Consider the following 19,809-nt stretch of genomic DNA (forward strand, 5'->3'; position numbering starts at 1 on the left):
AATTAAACGTTTGATTGCAGCAGCATGCCTATTTTTCCCAGTTCTACTGTACGCAGTCGATTTGGAGCTGACTCAAGGCATTAATTCAGCTTTACCTATTGCCATTGAACCCTTTGGTTATGATGAAGTCGGACAGAAATTGACAGACGTGATCAATGGCGATTTTCGTTTTTCTGGGCAGTTTAAAATTATTCCGGCACCGCAAGGAAGGCCGTTAGCAATCAGCGTGTGGCGTGAGGCAGGTGCTGATAGTGTGTTATCTGGGCAAGTTACCCGAATTGGGTACAACCGTTATGATGTTAGTTTCAAACTACTAGATGCAGTTGCTCAGGGCAAAGTATTGTTATCAAAAAACTATCAAATTGGAGCTAATGAGATTCGTGCGCTAGCGCATCATATCAGTGATGAAGTTTATCAAAAACTAACTGGCGATCGTGGTGTTTTCTCTACGCGAATTGCATATATTTTAGTGCAACGCACTGGTACTGACAGGGCAAAATATTTTCTTGAGGTTGCTGATTTTGATGGTTATAACCCGCAAAGTTTGCTGGTTTCTACAGAACCAATTATGTCGCCTGCTTGGTCGCCGGATGGTAGACAAATTGCTTACGTTTCATTTGAGAAAAAGAAGGCACAAATTTTTACCGTGTCTGTTGAAACGGGTAAACGGCGTCTATTGACTGATTTTGCGGGCATTAATGGTGCTCCAGCTTGGTCAAACGATGGGCGTAATCTTGCTGTGGTGTTATCTAAGGGTGGTTCCCCTAAAATTTACAGTGTTGATTTAAGCAGCGGCTATATGAAGCAATTAACCTTCGGGGATGCAATTGACACCGAGCCTCGCTATTCTCCAGATGGTAAATCAATGTTGTTTACTTCCGGACGCGGGGGATCGCCGCAGATTTACCGATTATCTTTAATAGATGGAAGTATCGCGCGTATGACTTTTGATGGTAATTATAATGCACGTGCTTCGTTTACACCTGATCAAAAACACATTGTCATGCTGCATCGAGGTGAGGACAGAGCTTTTAATATAGGGGTACAAGATACCGATAATAATGGTCAAATCACGCAATTAACTTTTTCTCCATCGGATGAGTCACCGTCAGTAGCCCCCAATGGGCGTTTAATTCTCTATGCAACTCGAGTTAATGACAAAGGAGTTTTGGCTGTTGTATCTATTGATGGAAGGACGAAAATGCGGTTACCGGCAAGGGATGGGGATGTCCAAGAGCCAGCGTGGTCACCTTATCTCGGTTAAACGTAATGAGAAGATGGTGTTTTTATTTCCTCGTCTTGTTAGGCAATAACGGTTATTGTTGGAATGCCCTAGGCCATCGTTTGGTGGCTCAAATTGCGTATCAACATTTAACTGACCAGGCTAAACAAATTTATAATCAGTATAACCGAGCCTTAGACAAGGTTTATCGGAAGCAAAATTTGATTGATTCGGCTGCCTGGATGGACGCTCTACGTTTTCAGAATGAGTTGTGGCTAAAAGAAAAACATTATATTGATCTGCCTTTTTCTATAGACGGCACGAAAATAAAACCTCCAAATAAAGTGAATGCGGTTTCAGCGATTGAAGAAGCAAAAACCATTTTGCAAAGCCAGAAAGGTGATTTTGATAAGGGATTTAGTTTAAGGATTTTATTGCATGTCGTAGGGGATATTCATCAACCTTTACATGCAACCAGCCAATTTAGCGCCGCATATCCAAAAGGGGATAAAGGGGGCAATCTTATTCGTTTAGGAAAAAATTCTGTCGCAACTAATCTGCATGCTTATTGGGATAAAGGAGGGGGATATCTTAATACAAAAAGTCCTTATTCTTATAATCAACTGATTAGAAAGGCAAATCGTATTGAGAAGTCATGGCCATGCCAACCTGACAAGATGAATCTTAGGCCAATAGATTGGGCGAAGGAATCACATCAAATCGCAATCAAGAAAGTATATCTATTAAAAGCGGGGCAGAAGCCTGATAAAAATTATCAGATTATGGTGAAGCGTATAACTCAGCAAAGAATCGCACTTGCTGGTTGCCGTTTAGCAGCATTACTAAATAAATTGGCAGATGCTTAGGCTGAATAAGTAGGTGATCCAAAACTAAAATTTAAAATTTAAAGGCAGGGTCAAACGACCCAACCCTTAAATTATTTTATCAACATGAAGTAAAATTGAATTCTAGGGTCAACAGACCCTAGTGAAATTAGCTTAACTCAAAAGTTGTATCTGTCTTTAGCTCTTCTAATTTGTCTTCAATTGCGCTTACTGCTGACGTATTTCCCCAGGCGCCAGTAATTAGAAAATTACTGCGGTGTTGATTAAATAGGGGCTGTGATTTCGCCCATTCTAGCAATTTTATTTTCTCTTCTATGTTCTCATTCCTGTCGACTTCATCAAATAATTTTGTTAGTGCAAAATCTCTAATTTCTTTAACTGTCTCACCCCAGGTTCGAGTATTTCTAATACCAAAAAATCGATCCCAATTGGGATTTTGGTGCGTGTTAAACAAATCTCCTCTTAAACTGCAGATATCAAATATTGCGCTCATCTGAGCTAAATCCAGTGAGGCATCTGATTTAAATCGAGTGCGAAGCTTCTCGAGCAATACCGATTTGTCTAGGGTAGGGCTCTCATTAACAAGGGCTTTAACATACAGGTTTGCTTGTTGTAGCAGTGGGAAAGTAAATTGATAACTGCTTTCTAATGAGAGATGGCGGCAACCAGGATTATTTCCATGTCCATCCGGTGGTAAAGTAGGAAGGAATTGTTCTTGTGAAAGACTCATTATTATGTCGTCCAGCTCATTAGGCTGAATCTCTTCTTCTATTCGGGCTAAAAGGGCTTGCCTATGTTCCGGATTAATCATCAGGGCACGAATCAGTTCTTTTTTATAATTTGGCACGCGCATCATCGCAATAGTTGCGCAATCACCAAATCCTTTCCTTTGTAAATCCCGAACCAACATTTGCGCGGGACAAGTATCGATATTATAGTGAATGCCGTCATGTTCGGATTCTTCTAAGTATTGAGATAGCAAAGCCGCTATTTGAGGTCCATTATCACCACTTTCATGAATTTCACGGATCCATACCGAAATAGTATAAGCCTCGTATTCTTCTCTGTTAGCAAATTGTTTGGCTAAAAGAGTTTCACTAAATGGTTGTAATGCCTGCATTAACTTTTGGAATTGTTCTCTTTTTTGAAGCGTTGATTGAGAGAGGGTCATAACGATGCCTTGGCCTATAGCGAAAGCAGAGGCTGAGGAAGTGCATTTTAAAATCCTCTCGAACACTTCTGATGCAATTTTTTGTTCGCGGTAGGTTTTGTCACCAATTACTTTCTGGTCTTTAGTGGATTCGAATTCCCCCCAAATTCCGTCTGTCAATTGAATGATAAGGTCATCTTCATTTACATCATCAAATTCGACGAATTCGCCAATGCTGGCTCTATTTTCTTTTGTTAAATCTTGAACTGAATAAGGGCTATACTGGTTGGATCCACCGATTTGGTAATGTCCGTAATCACGGGCAGCCACAGTATGTTTTATCTCTCCTGTTTTACCGTCAATGACGAGAATCATGCCATCACCCACATTGCCTATTACTGCTTTTAAAGTGCCATTGGGTTGACGGTAAATGGCAGTTGCAGCTAAAGAAGATTTAGAATCAAAGGCTGGTGATAGTTTGCTTTCTCTGGATTCTTCGCCTGCTTCCTGCATGATTTGTTTCATTCTATTGATGCCGAGCGATGTTAGGTTTTTGCATTTATTAACAAAGCGTTCACAAGCACTTAAACTCACTAAGGCAGTGCTACGGTTTTCTTTTTCATCAACCGAATGCCCCAAGCCATCCGCTGTTGCCATGGCTATTCCAACCCTTACACCATGTTCATCATAAATATAATCAGTTACACTCGCATCCAAAACACCATGGGCATCATCACTGCTCCCATTAGAGTAAGTGCCTCCTGAAATAATAGCGGCTTGGGTATTTCCAAAAAAATTGAATCGTTCGTGCAAGAATTCGTTTAGACTATATTGGTAAGTAAGTGGACGATTTTTTGTAGGCGCTAATAGAACCTTTTGTTGTGCTTTTACATTGTGCTTACCCATTGGAACTCCTGTTTTTACTGCTAAGTTAAGAAATAGGTGTGTCGGAGGATAACATTATTTGGTGTAAACTGTCAAAATATAAAACAGAAAGATCGATTAGAAATCATTCGGTGCGCACATAAAAGTTACGAGCCAGGAAGTTAAGGTGGTTCGGATTTAACTCTTTAGGATATTGGGAATCTGCTTCCTGCTTATTTCAAAGTCAAGAAAAATTAGCTTTTCCTAAGTAATATAACTGGATTAAAATCAGTAGGTTACTTCTGAAAATTTTCTTGTTAACCATTTTTTTGCAATGAAAAAGAATTATTCCAAAAATTCAAAGTTTCTTAAGGTTGGCTTAAGCTTTCTAATATATCTTATGCTCATTCATCCTAATCCGGGATTTTCATGGGTAGGAAAAAAATTAAAGCTGCAATAAAAAGCCATGAATTTACTTCTTTAGCTTCAAGTCCCATAGGGCAGTTAATTATTCACTTGCAAAATAGCTTAGAATCTCATATTCGCCAAAATACATCGAGCAAAGAGCAGGCTGCGATTGAAAAAAAATATGCGGTACAAAGGCTCAAAGACATTAAAAAGATTCTTCAGAAAATTAGTGGATTGCTCAACTTATTTGATAATGGTAATCAGCCTAGTAAACTTTCCCTTGTAAAGGATGGGATTGCGCTCTATAGCCAATTATATGATGCTAAGGAGTTTGATACCCCTGCTAACGTTTTTTACAAGATCACTCTGGAGAACTTGCACGATGCAGTTAAGAGTAGTCGAGGCAAGATTAATCATTTTACCACAACTAATAGCTCAGAATTTAAAGCACGATTAAAAAGTGTGTTAAAAAAAGATACTAAAAAACGCTATGAAGAAGTGCTGCAAATTCCTGGCTGTAATTTAGATCATTATTTCGCAATTGTCGATGAAGTGATCGATGATCTCATCTTTACTGACAATGAGTTATTTGATGCTAAAGAGATAGAGAAAAGGCTTACTCAGGATATTGATTATTCCTTTTTTAATCTCCATGGACACACAGAACAAGCATTAATAATCAGTCATCCTTCTACTTATGATCTTGTTGCTGAACTGCTCGATTTGATTAATCAGCTTCCTGATACTTTGGAAGATTTAGTTACTTTTTTAAACCCTAAAGCGTTTACTGTTGACATTAAAAATAGCACATTAGCTGCATTCATACCCGATCGTTTTAATTTTCTAAAAATTTCGGTAGAACATGCACCAGAAGTGATGAATGATGAGCAAACAATACAAGGTGATCAAGCGTCACAACAAGGTACAAAAATATCAAAAGAGTTACGGTTTAAAATTACTCAACATAGCGGTAGAGAAATTTATTTTAAGGTTGAGGATTACTACAATGATTTCTTAGCAGGAACAAAACTCCTTCTCTCTTATTCTTTAAAAACTTATTTTGAGAGTTATGCTCAAACATCCCACGTAAAAAGCGAGCTTGCAAAAATCAGTTTAGTTCAAGAATTTGTTAACCAGGAAGCAGCTCAAGCTCTTCTTTATCTCGATGAAGCTAAGCAGCTATACAGTTCGTTTAATTCGTTTGAAACCCTTTTAGCATCTCAAACATCCCTTTCAGCAAAAGTGCAGTTATTAGATGAAAAAATTAATAATTTGGATCAGAATATTGCGCAATTAGATTATCTATTGGAAAGAAACGAGGATTATGAGTTAAAGAAATTAATCATGTTGCTTGCTCCTTATCCGAATTTGCTTGATGACCTCCATGAAGCTGAAAGGAAAAAGTTAGATGTTTCTTACAGTAAGGAGCAATTGCCGGAAGTGATTGTTGCTTTTAATGAGTTCCATGAACTTGACGTGGTTCCAATTAAAGAGAAGCTTAAATTTAAGCAACATGAACGAGAAGAAATTACTCTATTGCAGTCTTATTTTAAAAATAAAAGGGCAGAGCTTATAACCCAACTTCAACGGGAAACCCATGATTGGCAGGAACAAGAAGTTTTACGCTGGCAGAAGGATAATGACCAATGGGTACAGCAGCTCAATGGGTTTGTTTTTGATGATATAGATCTGCGTGAAATTGAAGATCTTAGTAGTTTAGCCTTTGATAAGCGAATTACAGCAATCAATCAGCTTCTGGTTGAGGTGGGTCGTCAACGGGAAAAAGCTCATGATTATTGCCAGACAATAAAGAGTATACGGCAACAAATTCATGACTCTACCCAATCTTTAACGCTTTTACTAAAAATTGAATCTGAAGCAACAGAAAAGGTTAGTGTTTGTTACAGACAATCCAAGGAGATAGTTGAGCGGTACAATGGAAGGGTAGAAAAAGCTGTTGCATGTTTAGAGCAACAACAAGAGAGGTTGTTAATTCAACTTAGTAAAGCAAAAGCTGCCAAAGCATTAGCAGAAACGATGGAGTCCACCGATCCAACTGTGATAACTGCGTTAAGAGATGACAAAAGAAGACGGCAAGCTCTAGTCGAAAATCAATTAGAAGTGCAATTGAATCAGAAAATTGCAAAAGAAGCGCTGCATGCAGAAAAAATTGCATTACTACATCTAAATAGTGATCCTTTAGCTAATCCTGATCCATTATCAATTTTAGAAAAAGATTTCATTGAAGAGAAAACCAAATTCATTGTGCAGCGCGCGGAAGCCCTGCAAAAAATTAAATCGTTATTAGCTCAAAAACAGGACTCGCAGTCAAAGCAAAAAGATCCTGATCGTATTCTAAGTGATGAAAATTTAAATACTTCTGAGGGAATAAGCACTATCGTAACCTGGTTAGGTGAACTAATTACTCAGGAGGGAAATACCAAGAGGGAATCTCAGGTACTTTTGAGACTAAAAGGAGAACTATTTTCTTTTTGTAACCTGGCAAAAACATTAAGAACACTCAGCCAAGATATTGAATTCAGCAAAATGAAGCGCAAAGAGTTTGCTCAAGAAGCGGAAATACTCGCCAAGGAGATCGGGAAATTAAATAAAAAAATCAAAACTAAACAAGATGAACTATCAACTTTAACAAAAGAAATACTTGTTCTTGATAAATTGATTTTTTTATTAACCTCTAATCAAAAAATTAGCACAATAATTGCCGAACTAGAGAACTTAATTCTTGAGTCCAATACGGTTGAGTTGCTTAATTATAATCAAGAAAAATTGCTTTCCTTTGTAATCACAGCTCGAAATGACCTGTCAGAGCTAGGAGAATTAGTAAAGAACCTAAAAATCGAAGCGGTTAGCTTAGTTGATCATACAGTTTATCAAGATAATTTGGCGCGGATCGAAGGTTTTATTGTCAATTCAAATACTAAAATTGATCAATTGGTTATCAATATTTGTCAAAGAAAGCAAATGGCTTTAGATGAATTTTTGATTCGATTTGAGAAAGAATTTAATAAATTTCTTGTTCAGAAAGATTCCTTGGAAGAAGGCGACTTATCTGCTCAATTGACTAAACTTAGTGGCTGGTTAAACTGGTGCTCAATAGCTTCTGAAGAATTAAAATGTGTTTTTGATAAAGCGGAATTACTAGATAGAGATTTACATCAGCTTACTGATGAAATATTTAATGCTCAAATTGGCAGTAAAATCGATAAATTCAAGGAATTAGAAGAAAATTTTAAAACATTTTACGCTGGATTATTAAATCAAGTTAATCGTCTGGTTGATAAAATTGGTTCTGAGTTTCAGCATAATCAAGACCAAGTAAACTTGCAATTTGCAGAATCCAAAGCTACCTGGTTAATGAATACTGCTGCAATAGACAACCTGAATGCCTATTTACGATCTTTCCCTATAGCAGGATTGACTGTATTAAATGCAGATTTAGAAACTGTATCGTCCACTGATGAGTTAGCGAGAAAAATTGCTACACTGTTAACTGAATTTAATCAGTTTCAAGCAACATTAGGAATCAAAGTTGCCATTAATGCTAGGTTGGGGGAACGTATTGAGGAGAGAGAGAAAGTCGTTGATGGGATTACAACGGAACTGACTCATTATGAGGAAGAGCGAAGCAAAAAGTACTATTACAAGGATCGGTTATTTCCTCAAGAGCAACAGCGCAGGTCGGTGTTTATTCAGCAACTAAAAGATGCCTTGCAACGATATAAAGACAATGGTAATAGCGAAGAAGTATTAACGTGTATTGACCAAAAAAAGGAAACATTCAGTGGTTTTAACTTACAGGCTATTCTTAATCGTTTAGTAGTAAAGATTAATGAATTAAACAAGCAAATTCCTAATAATTACGAATCGTATCCTGCTGAATTTTTAGAAGAAGACAATGCAGTTTTACATGAACAAGCAGAGACAATCCTTAATGAAATAACTCTAACAGAACCTGAACTGGTAACACAGCTTAAAAAGCTTTATGCTGAAATTGGGCAGTTACGGCAATTCAGTGTTTCAGTTAAAGATGACGGCAATGAAGAGCATGCTGACGTAGCCAAAGAGCTAGCAGAATCTTTGCAGAAAAAAGTCGATCATTTCATCATTGACAACCAAAAGAAATTGATAAACAGAGCTGCTTCATTACGGGAGAAAAAATTCTTCACAGAGTTCCATGCTGATTTTCTCTGTCATATCCATAGCAGGGATGATGTAATGAGCCAACACACCGCATGGCTACCTATACTGGCGAATATCGCCCTTGCTTCTCTGGCGGTGTTAACTTTAGGGTTAGCAGTTCCTGTAAAACGGTACGTCACCGAATTAATCACGGGAGAGGCTAGATTTTTCTGCGTAACAGATGGTTTAGATCGTGTTAATGCTATTGAAAAAGCATCGGAGAATTTGGCTGCTGTTGTGGCTTAACCAGGATTAACAGATTGGGTCATTTGGACCTAATCCAATCTCTCGGTATTTCTAATTGCGCGAAAACATGGCAAAACACTCACATAGACTGCTATGCTGCGTTTTTTTGCCATGTTGTTCGTAACCTGTGTTCAAGTCTGACTTTGTTGTTAATCCACGTAGCGAGGAAGGTCTATTAAAAGAGGCCTCCTACCACATTCAGGATAGTCGGATTACATTATTTCAGGTTTTTGTAAAGCTTCAATTACCGCGCCTAAAAAACGTGTTGCTTCACCCCCAGTAACCGCACGATGATCAAAGCTTAAGGAAAGTGGTAGTAGACGATGGGTTTCCACTTTACCGTTAAGTGCTACCACGCCTTGGTATAATCGGCCAACTGCAAGAATGGCTACCATGGGGGGTACAATAATCGGGCTTGCAAAACGGCCAGCAAATTTACCAAAATTAGATAAAGTAATGGTTGCCCCTTTTAATTTCTCTGGTGCTACAACACGTTCCGAGACTGCTTGTTTATAGTCATCAATAATCTTCCGTAGTTGCTCGTCAGAATGGGTGGCTGCATTATGGATAACAGGAACAAACAAACCTTCACTACTGTCCATTGCGATACCTAAATGCACTTCGCTAAAACATTTGCGTGCACTGTGGGCTGTGTCGAACCAAGCATTAAGTGCAGGTTCTTGTTTTGAGGCGTGTATAATGGCACGAATTAAACGCACAGTAATATCGGTTCCTGCTGGCCAGCATTCGATGTCAGCTTCATCAAAAATACTAACAGGAACTATTTCTTGATGCGATTGAACCATACTGTTAAGCATAGCCCTTCTTACACCACGTAGTGCTTCATACCCTTCTGGCAACTGCGCTTTTTTCTCTGCGGCAGCTTGCACATCCTCAAGGGTAATTACGCCGTGCCCGCCACTGCCCATTAGTGAATTGAGGTCAACACCTAATTTTTTTGCCAATAAGCGAACAGCCGGAGTTGTTTTGATGCGTTGCGAATTTTTTCTGCTAGAACCAATGATGAAATTGTCTTCACTGATATCGGTGCTTTCTTCAAGATTGCCCACAACTGTGCCCTTATCGACTTTCTTGTCAGACTCAGCCGCTGCTTCAAAGCCAACTAAAGGCTCTCCTGTTTTGATTACATCGCCAGGGTTACCGAAGAGCTTAACGATTTTTCCACTCTGAGGACAAGGAACATCAACTACAGCTTTAGCTGTTTCCATTGAAACGAGCGGTTGATCGACAGTTACAGTATCGCCTTCTTTAACAAACCATTCATGAATTTCAGCATCGGGCAACCCTTCGCCCAAATCAGGTAAATTGAAAATATTCATTATCACTCCATTATGCTCATGACACTGTCTTTAATTCGGTAAACACTGGGGATATAGTGCTTTTCGAGTTGGAAATAGGGCATAACAACATCGTAGCCTGTGACGCGTTGTACGGGTGCTAGTAAATCAGCTAGCGCATTTTCCATTATTAGTGCGGAAATTTCACCACCAACGCCACCTGTTTTAGCACCTTCGTGCACAATTACACAACGTCCAGTTTTCTCGACAGACGCCAGTATTGTTTCAATATCCAAGGGTTTAATTGTTGCTACGTCAATCACTTCGCAGGAGATACCTTCTTCTGCAAGTTGTTTAGCGGCTTGCAATGTTTCATGCATGCTCGCTCCCCAGCTAATTAGGGTTACATCATCACCTTCTTGTAAAGTAAAACATTTTCCCAGGGGGAGTGCTTCTCCGTTATCTTCAACAGGTTGCTTAACTAGGCGATAGATTCGTTTAGGCTCAAGGAAAATAACAGGGTCAGGGTTTCTTATTGCTGCGAGGAGTAATCCATATGCTCTTTTTGGTGATGAGGGAATGACAACCTGAAGCCCAGGAATATGAGCAAACAAAGCTTCAGTGCTTTCTGAGTGATGCTCAGGGGCTCTGATACCGCCACCAAAAGGAGCGCGAAACACGAGTGGGCAATGTAAGCGTCCACGTGTACGGTTTCTCATCCGGGCTGCATGTGAAATAATTTGATTCATAGCCGGATAAATAAAACCCATAAACTGAAATTCCGCAACAGGCTTTAAACCTTGAAGAGACATGCCAATAGCAAGGCCGCCAATCATCGATTCTGCCAAAGGGGAATCAAAAACGCGGTGCTCACCAAAGCGATCTTGCAACCCAACTGTTGCTCGGAACACTCCACCGTTTTTACCCACGTCTTCACCAAAAACAACAACATCCTCATCATGTGCTAATTCGTAAGCTAAAGCTTGAGTGACCGCTTCTACTAGAGTTATATCAGGCACGGGACATTTCCTCCATGGCTATTGCGCGTTGCTCAATCAAATAATCGGGCAGTTCAGCATAATGGTAATCAAAAATACTCGTGATTGGTTGTTTTTCTTGGCTTAGGTATTCATTGACTGCTTCTTCTACTGCTCCATTACTTTCCTTCAGAAGTTCATCCTCTTGGGCTTTGTCCCATATTTTTTGCTGTTCCAGGTAATGTTTAAAGCGGCTAATCGGTTCTCTTAGTTTTGCTTTTTCCACTTCTTCGCAGGGCTGATAACGAGTCGCATCATCGGCAGTGGTGTGATCGCAAAGTCGATAAGTCAATGCCTCAATAAGTGTAGGGCCTTCACCCCGACGTGCTTTTTCAATGGCTTCGCCTATAACCTGACGGCAAACGATTACGTCATTACCATCAATTTGGATACCTGCAAAACCGGCAGCAACCGCTTTTTGAGCGATAGTTTGAGTTGCTGTTTGTTTGGATAATGGAACGGATATAGCCCACTGATTGTTGTTTACCACAAAAACCACCGGTAAATTCCACGTGCCAGCAACATTCATTGCTTCATAAAAATCACCTTCAGAAGTTCCGCCCTCACCAAGGCAGACTACGGCAACACGAGGTTGTTTGCGATATTTGAAGGCAAAAGCAACACCTGCTGCGTGCAAACATTGTGAGGCAATAGGAACACAAATAGGTAGATCTTCGGAGTTGCATGTGAATCGGCTACCCCGCTCATCCCCACCCCAATAAGCAAGGATCTCCGACATCTTAACACCACGCTGAAATTGGGCCGCATAATCACGATAGTAGGGAACAAACACATCTTCAGGTCGCATAGCATGGCCGATAGCAGTTGAAATGGCTTCCTGGCCATTAATGGGGGCATAAGTACCCATCCTACCGGTTCGTTGTAATGCAATTGCTTTCTTATCAAAAGCCCTAGTACGAACCATAACTCGATAGAGTGTTTTAAGGGTACCCTCATTATGGGCAAATTCAGGCAATGCGTCACAGATTTCGCCCTTTTCATTAAGAATCTGAGCGAAAGGTATTTCAAATCGGGCGACTATTGTCACGGTCGATCTCCTTGTTAACACGCGTGGTCATAGGATACTCAGAATTTTTTGTAAAAACTAGGGACTATAGTTAATTCTCTCAGTGAGAAAGGTGTGCGGCGACCCAACATTGTTTAATTCGAATCATGTTGGGTCAAACGATAAACCTACTGCGATATTAACTGAAGTGGGGGTTAACTTGACTTTTCGTTGGTGGATGATCGGAGGTTGGGGTGGAAGCATTTTTTTCCGAAAGGTCTCTCAACGATTTACTTTTAGCAAACCATCCACTTTTTTTAGGTGATGAGACAGGTTTATCTTCTGATGAAGATACAGCGTGGACGTCCTCTTTGAACTTTATTTTGCTAGAAGATTCTGTACTGGATCTGCGTCTGGGAGTAGAGGTAGGACATTCCTCTGGCCTTGCTTCGCTGGGCTTTTGAAGTAATTTTGAGGCAATAGCCGAATAAATCCATTGTGAACAGAGGGTTATCAATTCTTCCCGATGTTTCTTTTTCTCATAATGCTTTTGTCCTAGATCGGGTGGATTTGCTCTAAGCTGTCCTACCATCTCTTCTGGAAGATAAAAGTCGGCATCTGCGGGATACCGTATTACCGGTACCGATGAATCGGCCATGAACACTGTTTTTAATAGCTCAACGGTTTCTTCAATCACCTTTTCAGTGATCTTTTGCAGATGTTCTTCTTTTGTATGAGTGTATTTTTGTTTAAGAAAGTTAAAAATAAAGTGGAAGCAAGATTTTCCGTCGACCCTCAGGTTTCCGAGATTTTCTCTCAATTTTTGTAATTCTGGACTCGTTTTTGCCTCCTCCAGGAGGTCTGTTTCTATGTTGTCAAATTTTTCATATTTGAACATTAAAAACGCTAACGAAAGATCGGTTTTTGCTTCCATCTGGGTTTTTAAAATTTGTGTAATGTTCATGTATTTGGTGGCAATTCGACCAGATTTCGCAGTGAGTTCGGTTAATTGCTCTAATAATAAGCATGCTTCAGCGAGGGAAGATCTATGACTTTTTAGTGCGCTTTTTAAAACATCTAGTTCCGCTTGTACAGTCCGATCTTCGGTTAACTGATGACTTTTTATGTCGCTAGTGATAAAAAAGCGAAAATTTCGCAGCAAACCTCTTGCCCGCGCAAATAGAACTTGATGAATGGCATCGTCTTTGCGGTGTGGGTTTCCTCCGAATTCTCCTGCTAACTCTTCTTCTGATTTTTCTTCATAAAAAGTAGGACCTAAGTTGTGAGATTTAAACCCAGCATAAAACTCTGGCTCATTACGCATGACTTCCCTGATAGCTTGGACAAAAAAATCACCAAGCTTTGGGTCTAATGGGCGATCTCCATACAGGGGCGCTAGGATTTCATTAAAAAATACCCTTAGGAGATGCATTTGTAACTCTTTAATAGGAATGAGCTCGCCAACCTCGAGATAGTTTACTTTTCTTGAAAACGTTGTTGGCGAATCAAAAACAGTTTGCCGAGTTTCTAAGTCTGACATGAATTTGGTCAGGAAATAGCTATGTCCCGATTTGCTATCCGGAAGATACCGTTCAGTGTCGCCCAGAATAGTTGAATCAATCGATTTAGTGAGGATTGCCTCAAGCTGCAATCCCATTACAGGGGCATCGCTAGAGGAAATCGTTTTACTTGTCTTTATTGTAGCTTGGGTAGAAGAGCCTGGTGAGGGTAGTGATCTTGTCGGTGGAGTGGGTGAAATCCCACTAGTAGAACTGTCAAAAAAAGTTTTCACATTTGTTCTGGATCTTGGTGTTTTTACACGTGGAGCATCGTGTGGGCTAGCCGGTGCTTGACTCTCAGCAGCGTCCGCAGGTGAGCGTCGAGGGACAGGCATTGAGCTAGGCGCAGGTGTAGAGGCTATGCTTCTAATGTCCAGAGGAGGAACCAGCATAGAAGAAGAGGGTTCCATAACATGAATATCATTATTAAAATAGGATTTAACATGAGAAATAGTGATACTGGCTTTTTCGCTATTAATTTCTAAACCTTTAATTTTTCTTTTTTGCAAATTATCAATGACAAGAAAGTTCCTTAAACTTTGAATTGCAATGGTAGTCGATGATTCTGATGATTTGCGAAGCACCTGGAAAAGACAAGTGGCTTCGTCTCGGCTTTCGTCGTATTCCCAAATGAGAGGAGCTCCGTGATAATCGAGTGCTGAGATATAAATAAGCATGGTTAATTTTTATTTTGAGAAAAAGAAACCGAAATGTACAATTTATCCCCTATACCCGTAAAGTGTTTTTTTAAAAATTTCGTACTAATTGGATAGAGAGTGGCTAAAATTCAGATTTTTGATTTAAAGTACCCAGACAACAATTTGATGGAACATTACCAAAATCTGGCATCATTGCCGGGTTTCGTACTCTTAGAGAGCAGTGATCAATTAGGCGGGCGCTATGATATTGTCAGTGCTTTTCCTTATCATAGGCTCACAATACATCGCAATAATTCCGAATTTTTACAAATTTTTAATCAACTGCAAAAATTAATTCCTCAGGTGACTTCGGAAGTTAATTTACCTTTTCAAGGTGGCGCAATCGGGTATTTTTCTTATGATTTTGCAGCAAGTTTAGTAGGTCTTCACTCCGTCACGCAACCAAGCTTAGCAAACCTGCCCATTATCAATATTGGTTTGTATGATTGGGCGCTGATTAGTGACCATCACTTAAAAAAAGTGTATGTGGTTTCAGCAAATAATCGCTCTGAAACCGCGGCGATAGTAAAAGAAGTGCGTTGTATTTGGGAGCAAAATAATACTCGTAATGATACCTTTATTCTAACCAAGCCATTTACTCCTTTAATAACTAAAGCGGATTACCGGGACTCGTTTAACGCCATTTACCGAGACCTACGAAGAGGGCGTGCTTACCAAGTGAATTATACGCAACCTTTTAATGCCGAATATCAGGGTGATTCTTGGTTAATGTATAAGAAAATTAGAGCCAAGAATCCAGTTCCCTATTCCGCTTTCTTACGGTTCTCTGACGCCGAGATTTTAAGTTTCTCTCCTGAACGTTTCTTATTGATGGATAAAAATAAATTACTCACATCACCGATTAAAGGAACAGAAAAACGCTCTTCCGATCCCAAGCAGGATGAGCTGTTACGCAGCGCTCTATTGGCTTCGAGTAAAAATCAAGCGGAAAATGTGATGATTGTTGATTTACTCCGAAATGACTTGGGTAAAATTGCGAAGCCTGGTTCGGTTCATGTACGTGATTTATATGCGATTGAAAGTTATCAGTCTGTGCATCATATGGTCAGTAATATCGAAGCAATTTGCTCAGAAGACATGTCAATGATGGATGCATTTAGTGCATGTTTCCCGGGAGGGTCAATAACGGGTGCTCCAAAACTCGAAGCGATGCGCATAATCGCTGAACAAGAAACCTATGATCGAGGTGTTTATTGTGGTTCTATCGGATACTTCTCCAATCATGGCCGTTTTGACAGTAATATCGCTATCCGCACAGTAGTAGCTCGTGACGAGATCTTGCATCTGGCCGCCGGAGGTGGAATAGTGATTGATTCAAATTGGGAAGATGAATACTTAGAATGTTTTATCAAAACAGATGCGATAGTCAATGGACTTAATTGAGAAAGTAACACCTAAAGACGCGGCAGTCGTCGTATTGCATGAACTGTCAAGTGATTCTTTAGTTCTAACACAACGGAGTCACACCTTGCGTAATCATCCTGGAGAAATTTGTTTCCCGGGTGGTCGTTGGCAAGTGGGTGATAAAAATTTGTACGATACTGCTTTACGTGAATTACAAGAAGAGCTGGGAATCGCACCCGAAAGAATTGCCTTGCAGATGGAACTACGGCCGGAGCGCACTTTAAGCGGGTATTTAATTCATCCATGGCTGGCTACTATCGAGAATTTATCGCCTTACCACGCCGATAAAAACGAAGTCGCTGAAGTGTATTATTTACCTATGGGCGAGATTATCAAGGCGTCAAACTACCAGAAAATCCAAGTAAGTCGTTTTGGTTTTACATTTACAACCTATCGGTTTGTTGCCAGCCGCCATTATGTTTGGGGTGCTACTGCTCGAATTATGATGCAATTGATCACTTAATCGGTTAGTTTCTATCCCGAAACGGTCATATTTATTTAGCCATCTTGTGCAAATCTGACTGTTTGTGCCAAATCCAACAAAAGGAAGCTAATCAATCGCTACGATCGGATGGGTAGGTGGTTGTTTGACGCCAAAATTTCAATAAGATCCAAATGGTGGCCCAGCAACCAGGCTAAGCCACACTCGGTTCCTCAATTTTTTCGGCGTTAGCTTTTAATGCCCGACGTAAAATTTTACCTACATTCGTTTTAGGTAGTTCTTTATAGAATTCGACCACTTTAGGTATTTTATAACCCGTTAAATGCTCGCGGCAGTGAGCGATGACTTGTTCAGCCGTAAGGGCAGGATCTTTTTTTACGATGCAGGCTTTAACCCGCTCACCGGACTCTTCATCGTGTATACCGACAACGCCGACCTCAAGTACACCAGGAAGCATACTGATGACCTGCTCAACTTCATTAGGATAAACATTAAAGCCAGAAACGACAATCAAGTCTTTTTTGCGATCGACTAAGTAAACAAACCCTTTCTCATCAACTCGGGCGATATCGCCCGTTTTTAAAAAGCCATCGTCTGTAAAAACTAAGGCGGTTTCCTCTGGTCGTTGCCAGTATCCTTGCGTGACTTGTGGCCCTTTAATGCATAGTTCCCCAGCTTCACCAATCGGTACTTCAGCTCCTGCTTCATTACGGATAGAAATTGTTGTAGAGGGTATAGGGAGACCAATACTACCATTATATTCCTCCAGGTACATGGGATTAATGGTTGCTGCAGGACTGGTTTCTGTTAAACCATAGGCTTCAAGGATGGGAAATTTGGTCATTTCCCGCCATTTGATGGCTACGCTTTTTTGTAAAGCCATGCCACCAGCTAGGGCACATTTAAGTTTTGAAAAATCAATTTCACGAAATTTAGGGTTATGTAGAAGTGCATTAAATAAAGTATTCACCCCAGTAATTGCAGTGAATCCAGTGTCTTTGATTTGATCGATAAAATGAGGAATATCTCTTGGGTTGGTGATCAGGATATTTTTAGCACCTGCTTTAAGGAAAGTCAGGCAATTCGCTGTTAAAGAGAAAATATGATAAAGCGGTAAGGCGGTAATGATAACGTCTTCCCCATCAATTTTTAAGGGGGAAATCCAAGCAGAAGCTTGCAAAACATTCGCTACCATATTGCCATGGGTAAGGATGGCTCCTTTTGCAATACCGGTGGTTCCTCCAGTATATTGAAGGAAAGCAATATCCTGATGATTCAATTGAACCGGGGTTAATTCATTTTTTTTGCCTAAATTTAATGTGTCGTTAAAGTAAATGACTTGGGGGAGGTGATAAGCAGGGACTAATTTTTTTACATACTTGACCGCTGCATTCACAATCAGCCGCTTCATCAATGGGAAGATATCACCAATTTGAGTGACGATAATATGTTTAATTGCTTTCGTTTTGGGAAGAGCTTTCTCCACGGTATGGGCAAAATTGGCCAGAACGATGAGTACCTCAGCTCCAGAATCATTCATTTGATGAACAAATTCGTCTGTGGTGTAGAGTGGGTTGGTGTTCACAGCAATACAGCCAGCGCGTAAAATGCCAAAGAGGGCAATTGGATACTGGAGTAAGTTAGGCATCATGAGAGCGACACGAGCTCCTTTTTTTAAACCTAATCCGTGCTGTAAATAGACGGCGAATTGACGGCTCTTTTCTTCAAGCTCTTCGTATGTGACTTCACATCCTAAATTTACATAAGCAATTTTTTTTGAATATCGACGACAAGAATCTTCGAATAATGAAACGAGTGAGGAGTGTTCATTAATATCGATTTCATGAGGTACGCCTTCTTGATAATACTTTAACCACACTTTATCCACTTCAATGTCCTTCTGTTATTCCTCCCCTCATGTTAGTATAAACAAAAAACGGGGTGATGGATATCTTAGTTATGACTGATAATTTATTGAAATCACAGGCTTTTAAGCTTAAAGGCAGATTATATACATTTACAGTTTTGCAATTACTGAATAACGATCGTGTTTTATTTGCTCAGCAATTGGATGATATGATCCTGAAAGCGCCTCGTTTTTTCGATAAAACTCCCATTATTTTAGATTGTAGTGCATTACATGATCTTGATTTTGATTTGCAAGCTTTCTGTCAATCGATGCGTGAGCATAATTTAATCCCTGTTGCCATTCAAGGGGCTAGTCCATTTCTTGAAACGCTTGCGCAATGCCAAGGGTTAGGTATTTTACATGCCTCTTCGTCCCAAGATAAACTTTTAATCGAAAACGAAGTGGAAGAGCAGGCACCAATGGCTACAGAAACAAAATCCAAGTTGCTCACAACCCCCGTACGTTCTGGTCAGCAAGTCGTGAGTAAAGGCGGAGATTTAGTTATCACCGCTTCGGTCAGTCATGGTGCAGAGTTGTTAGCAGACGGGAATATCCATGTTTACGGTGCGTTGCGTGGTAGAGCACTAGCAGGCATTTCTGGCGATAAGTATGCAAGGATTTTTTGCCAATCGCTTGAAGCAGAATTAGTGTCCATCGCAGGGTTTTACCGTTTAAGTGATGCAATCGAACCGCATCAAGGCCCATGTCAAATTTATTTACAAGATGAACATATCCATATTGAGTCCTTATGTTGATGGTGCAAGACAAGCCTATTGAAGCAGTTTTTATTTCTGATTTACATCTTCATCCCAAAGAGCCTACGATCACCGCTCGCTTTAATCATTTCATTGATTGGGCTGCAACAAACACTCATTCTGTGTATATTTTGGGAGACTTTTTCCACGCTTGGCCGGGTGATGATGCTTGTGATTCTTGGAGCGAGACCATCGCTGAACGTTTGAAATGGTTATCACAGCAGCAGGTTTCGCTTTATTTTATGCACGGCAATCGTGATTTTTTACTTGGATCCCGGTTTGCAACGTCTGCAGGTATGACAATCCTTCCCGACCCAACTGTGATTCAACTAGGTTCCAGCCAAGTCTTGCTCGTCCACGGCGATCGCTATTGCATTAATGATAAAGGACATGTGTGGTTTAGGCGCATAACAAGGAATCGTTTGTTCCCCAAACTTTTTTTACGCATCCCTATTCAAGTGCGCAGTAAAATGGTTGCTAAAGTAAGACAGCGAAGCCAAACAAATCGAAGTAAAACGATGGCGCAAATGGATGTCGTTTTGCAACCTATGATACGTCACATGCGAGAAAAAAATGTAAGTATCTTAATCCATGGTCATACGCATAAGGTTGGCTTAAGCAATTATGTCTATAATGGAAGTGTGTACGATCGATATGTTCTAAGCGATTGGGATGAAAGCCCAAGATTATTGTGTTATTATAAAGCAAATAGATTCGAATTCTCTCGATTGGATTTTTAGAGGAC

13 protein-coding genes are annotated in these 19,809 nt (G+C 40.1%); 7 read left to right on the forward strand and 6 right to left on the reverse strand.

All coding sequences use genetic code 11. The features are described 5' to 3' along the window. Position 1 precedes the first annotated feature (1 nt). A complete protein-coding gene (gene tolB, locus LMI_RS06870) occupies positions 2-1,264 on the forward strand; it encodes a Tol-Pal system beta propeller repeat protein TolB (RefSeq protein ID WP_102010582.1) in 1,263 nt (420 codons plus the stop codon). A 5-nt stretch (positions 1,265-1,269) separates the two neighbouring features. Beyond that, on the forward strand, positions 1,270-2,088 hold the full coding sequence (locus LMI_RS06875; RefSeq protein WP_045099131.1) for a S1/P1 nuclease: 819 nt from the start codon (positions 1,270-1,272) through the stop codon (positions 2,086-2,088). 127 nt (positions 2,089-2,215) lie between these two features. On the opposite strand, the gene LMI_RS06880 is transcribed toward LMI_RS06875, so the two are convergent. Continuing rightward, complete coding sequence (locus tag LMI_RS06880; protein WP_045099132.1) at positions 2,216-4,123, reverse strand: hypothetical protein; 1,908 nt, start codon at positions 4,121-4,123, stop codon at positions 2,216-2,218. Between the two features lie 387 nt (positions 4,124-4,510). Between LMI_RS06880 and LMI_RS06885 the strand changes: the two genes are divergently transcribed. After that, positions 4,511-8,935 carry a V-type ATP synthase subunit I domain-containing protein gene (locus tag LMI_RS06885; RefSeq protein ID WP_045099133.1) on the forward strand — a complete coding sequence of 1,475 codons (4,425 nt, stop codon included), beginning with the start codon at positions 4,511-4,513 and terminating at the stop codon, positions 8,933-8,935. Between the two features lie 212 nt (positions 8,936-9,147). Here the strand turns inward: LMI_RS06885 and LMI_RS06890 are convergent, their stop codons facing one another. From LMI_RS06890 to LMI_RS06905, 4 genes are all read right to left on the reverse strand, one after another. Further along, entirely contained in the window at positions 9,148-10,275 is a 1,128-nt protein-coding gene (locus LMI_RS06890; protein WP_045099134.1) for a dihydrolipoamide acetyltransferase family protein, read from the reverse strand. Between the two features lie 2 nt (positions 10,276-10,277). Then, positions 10,278-11,252 carry an alpha-ketoacid dehydrogenase subunit beta gene (locus tag LMI_RS06895; protein ID WP_045099135.1) on the reverse strand — a complete coding sequence of 325 codons (975 nt, stop codon included), beginning with the start codon at positions 11,250-11,252 and terminating at the stop codon, positions 10,278-10,280. Next, complete coding sequence (pdhA, locus tag LMI_RS06900) at positions 11,245-12,318, reverse strand: pyruvate dehydrogenase (acetyl-transferring) E1 component subunit alpha (RefSeq protein ID WP_045099136.1); 1,074 nt, start codon at positions 12,316-12,318, stop codon at positions 11,245-11,247. Before pdhA ends, LMI_RS06895 begins: the two co-directional genes overlap by 8 nt. Before the next feature lie 157 nt (positions 12,319-12,475). Further along, positions 12,476-14,512: a hypothetical protein gene (locus tag LMI_RS06905; RefSeq protein ID WP_045099137.1), complete on the reverse strand. Its 2,037-nt coding sequence runs from the start codon at positions 14,510-14,512 to the stop codon at positions 12,476-12,478. Positions 14,513-14,659: 147 nt separating this feature from the next. On the opposite strand from LMI_RS06905, the gene pabB reads away from it, so the two are divergent. Together pabB and LMI_RS06915 are read left to right on the forward strand one after the other, a co-directional pair. Further along, positions 14,660-15,937 carry an aminodeoxychorismate synthase component I gene (gene pabB, locus LMI_RS06910; RefSeq protein ID WP_102010583.1) on the forward strand — a complete coding sequence of 426 codons (1,278 nt, stop codon included), beginning with the start codon at positions 14,660-14,662 and terminating at the stop codon, positions 15,935-15,937. Further along, entirely contained in the window at positions 15,924-16,421 is a 498-nt protein-coding gene (locus LMI_RS06915) for an NUDIX hydrolase (protein ID WP_045099139.1), read from the forward strand. The genes pabB and LMI_RS06915 overlap by 14 nt, the downstream gene beginning before the upstream one ends. Before the next feature lie 172 nt (positions 16,422-16,593). On the opposite strand, the gene LMI_RS06920 is transcribed toward LMI_RS06915, so the two are convergent. Next, a complete protein-coding gene (locus LMI_RS06920) occupies positions 16,594-18,288 on the reverse strand; it encodes an AMP-binding protein (RefSeq protein ID WP_045099140.1) in 1,695 nt (564 codons plus the stop codon). A 71-nt stretch (positions 18,289-18,359) separates the two neighbouring features. Here LMI_RS06920 and minC point away from each other — a divergent pair, with 71 nt between their 5' ends. Both minC and LMI_RS06930 read left to right on the forward strand, forming a co-directional pair. Continuing rightward, positions 18,360-19,064 carry a septum site-determining protein MinC gene (gene minC, locus LMI_RS06925; protein ID WP_045099141.1) on the forward strand — a complete coding sequence of 235 codons (705 nt, stop codon included), beginning with the start codon at positions 18,360-18,362 and terminating at the stop codon, positions 19,062-19,064. Continuing rightward, positions 19,058-19,804, forward strand: a complete 747-nt coding sequence (locus LMI_RS06930; RefSeq protein ID WP_231852266.1) for a UDP-2,3-diacylglucosamine diphosphatase — start codon at positions 19,058-19,060, stop codon at positions 19,802-19,804. Before minC ends, LMI_RS06930 begins: the two co-directional genes overlap by 7 nt. Positions 19,805-19,809: the final 5 nt, after the last annotated feature.

Source organism: Legionella micdadei, from assembly GCF_000953635.1.
In the GTDB taxonomy this organism is placed as follows: domain Bacteria; phylum Pseudomonadota; class Gammaproteobacteria; order Legionellales; family Legionellaceae; genus Tatlockia; species Tatlockia micdadei.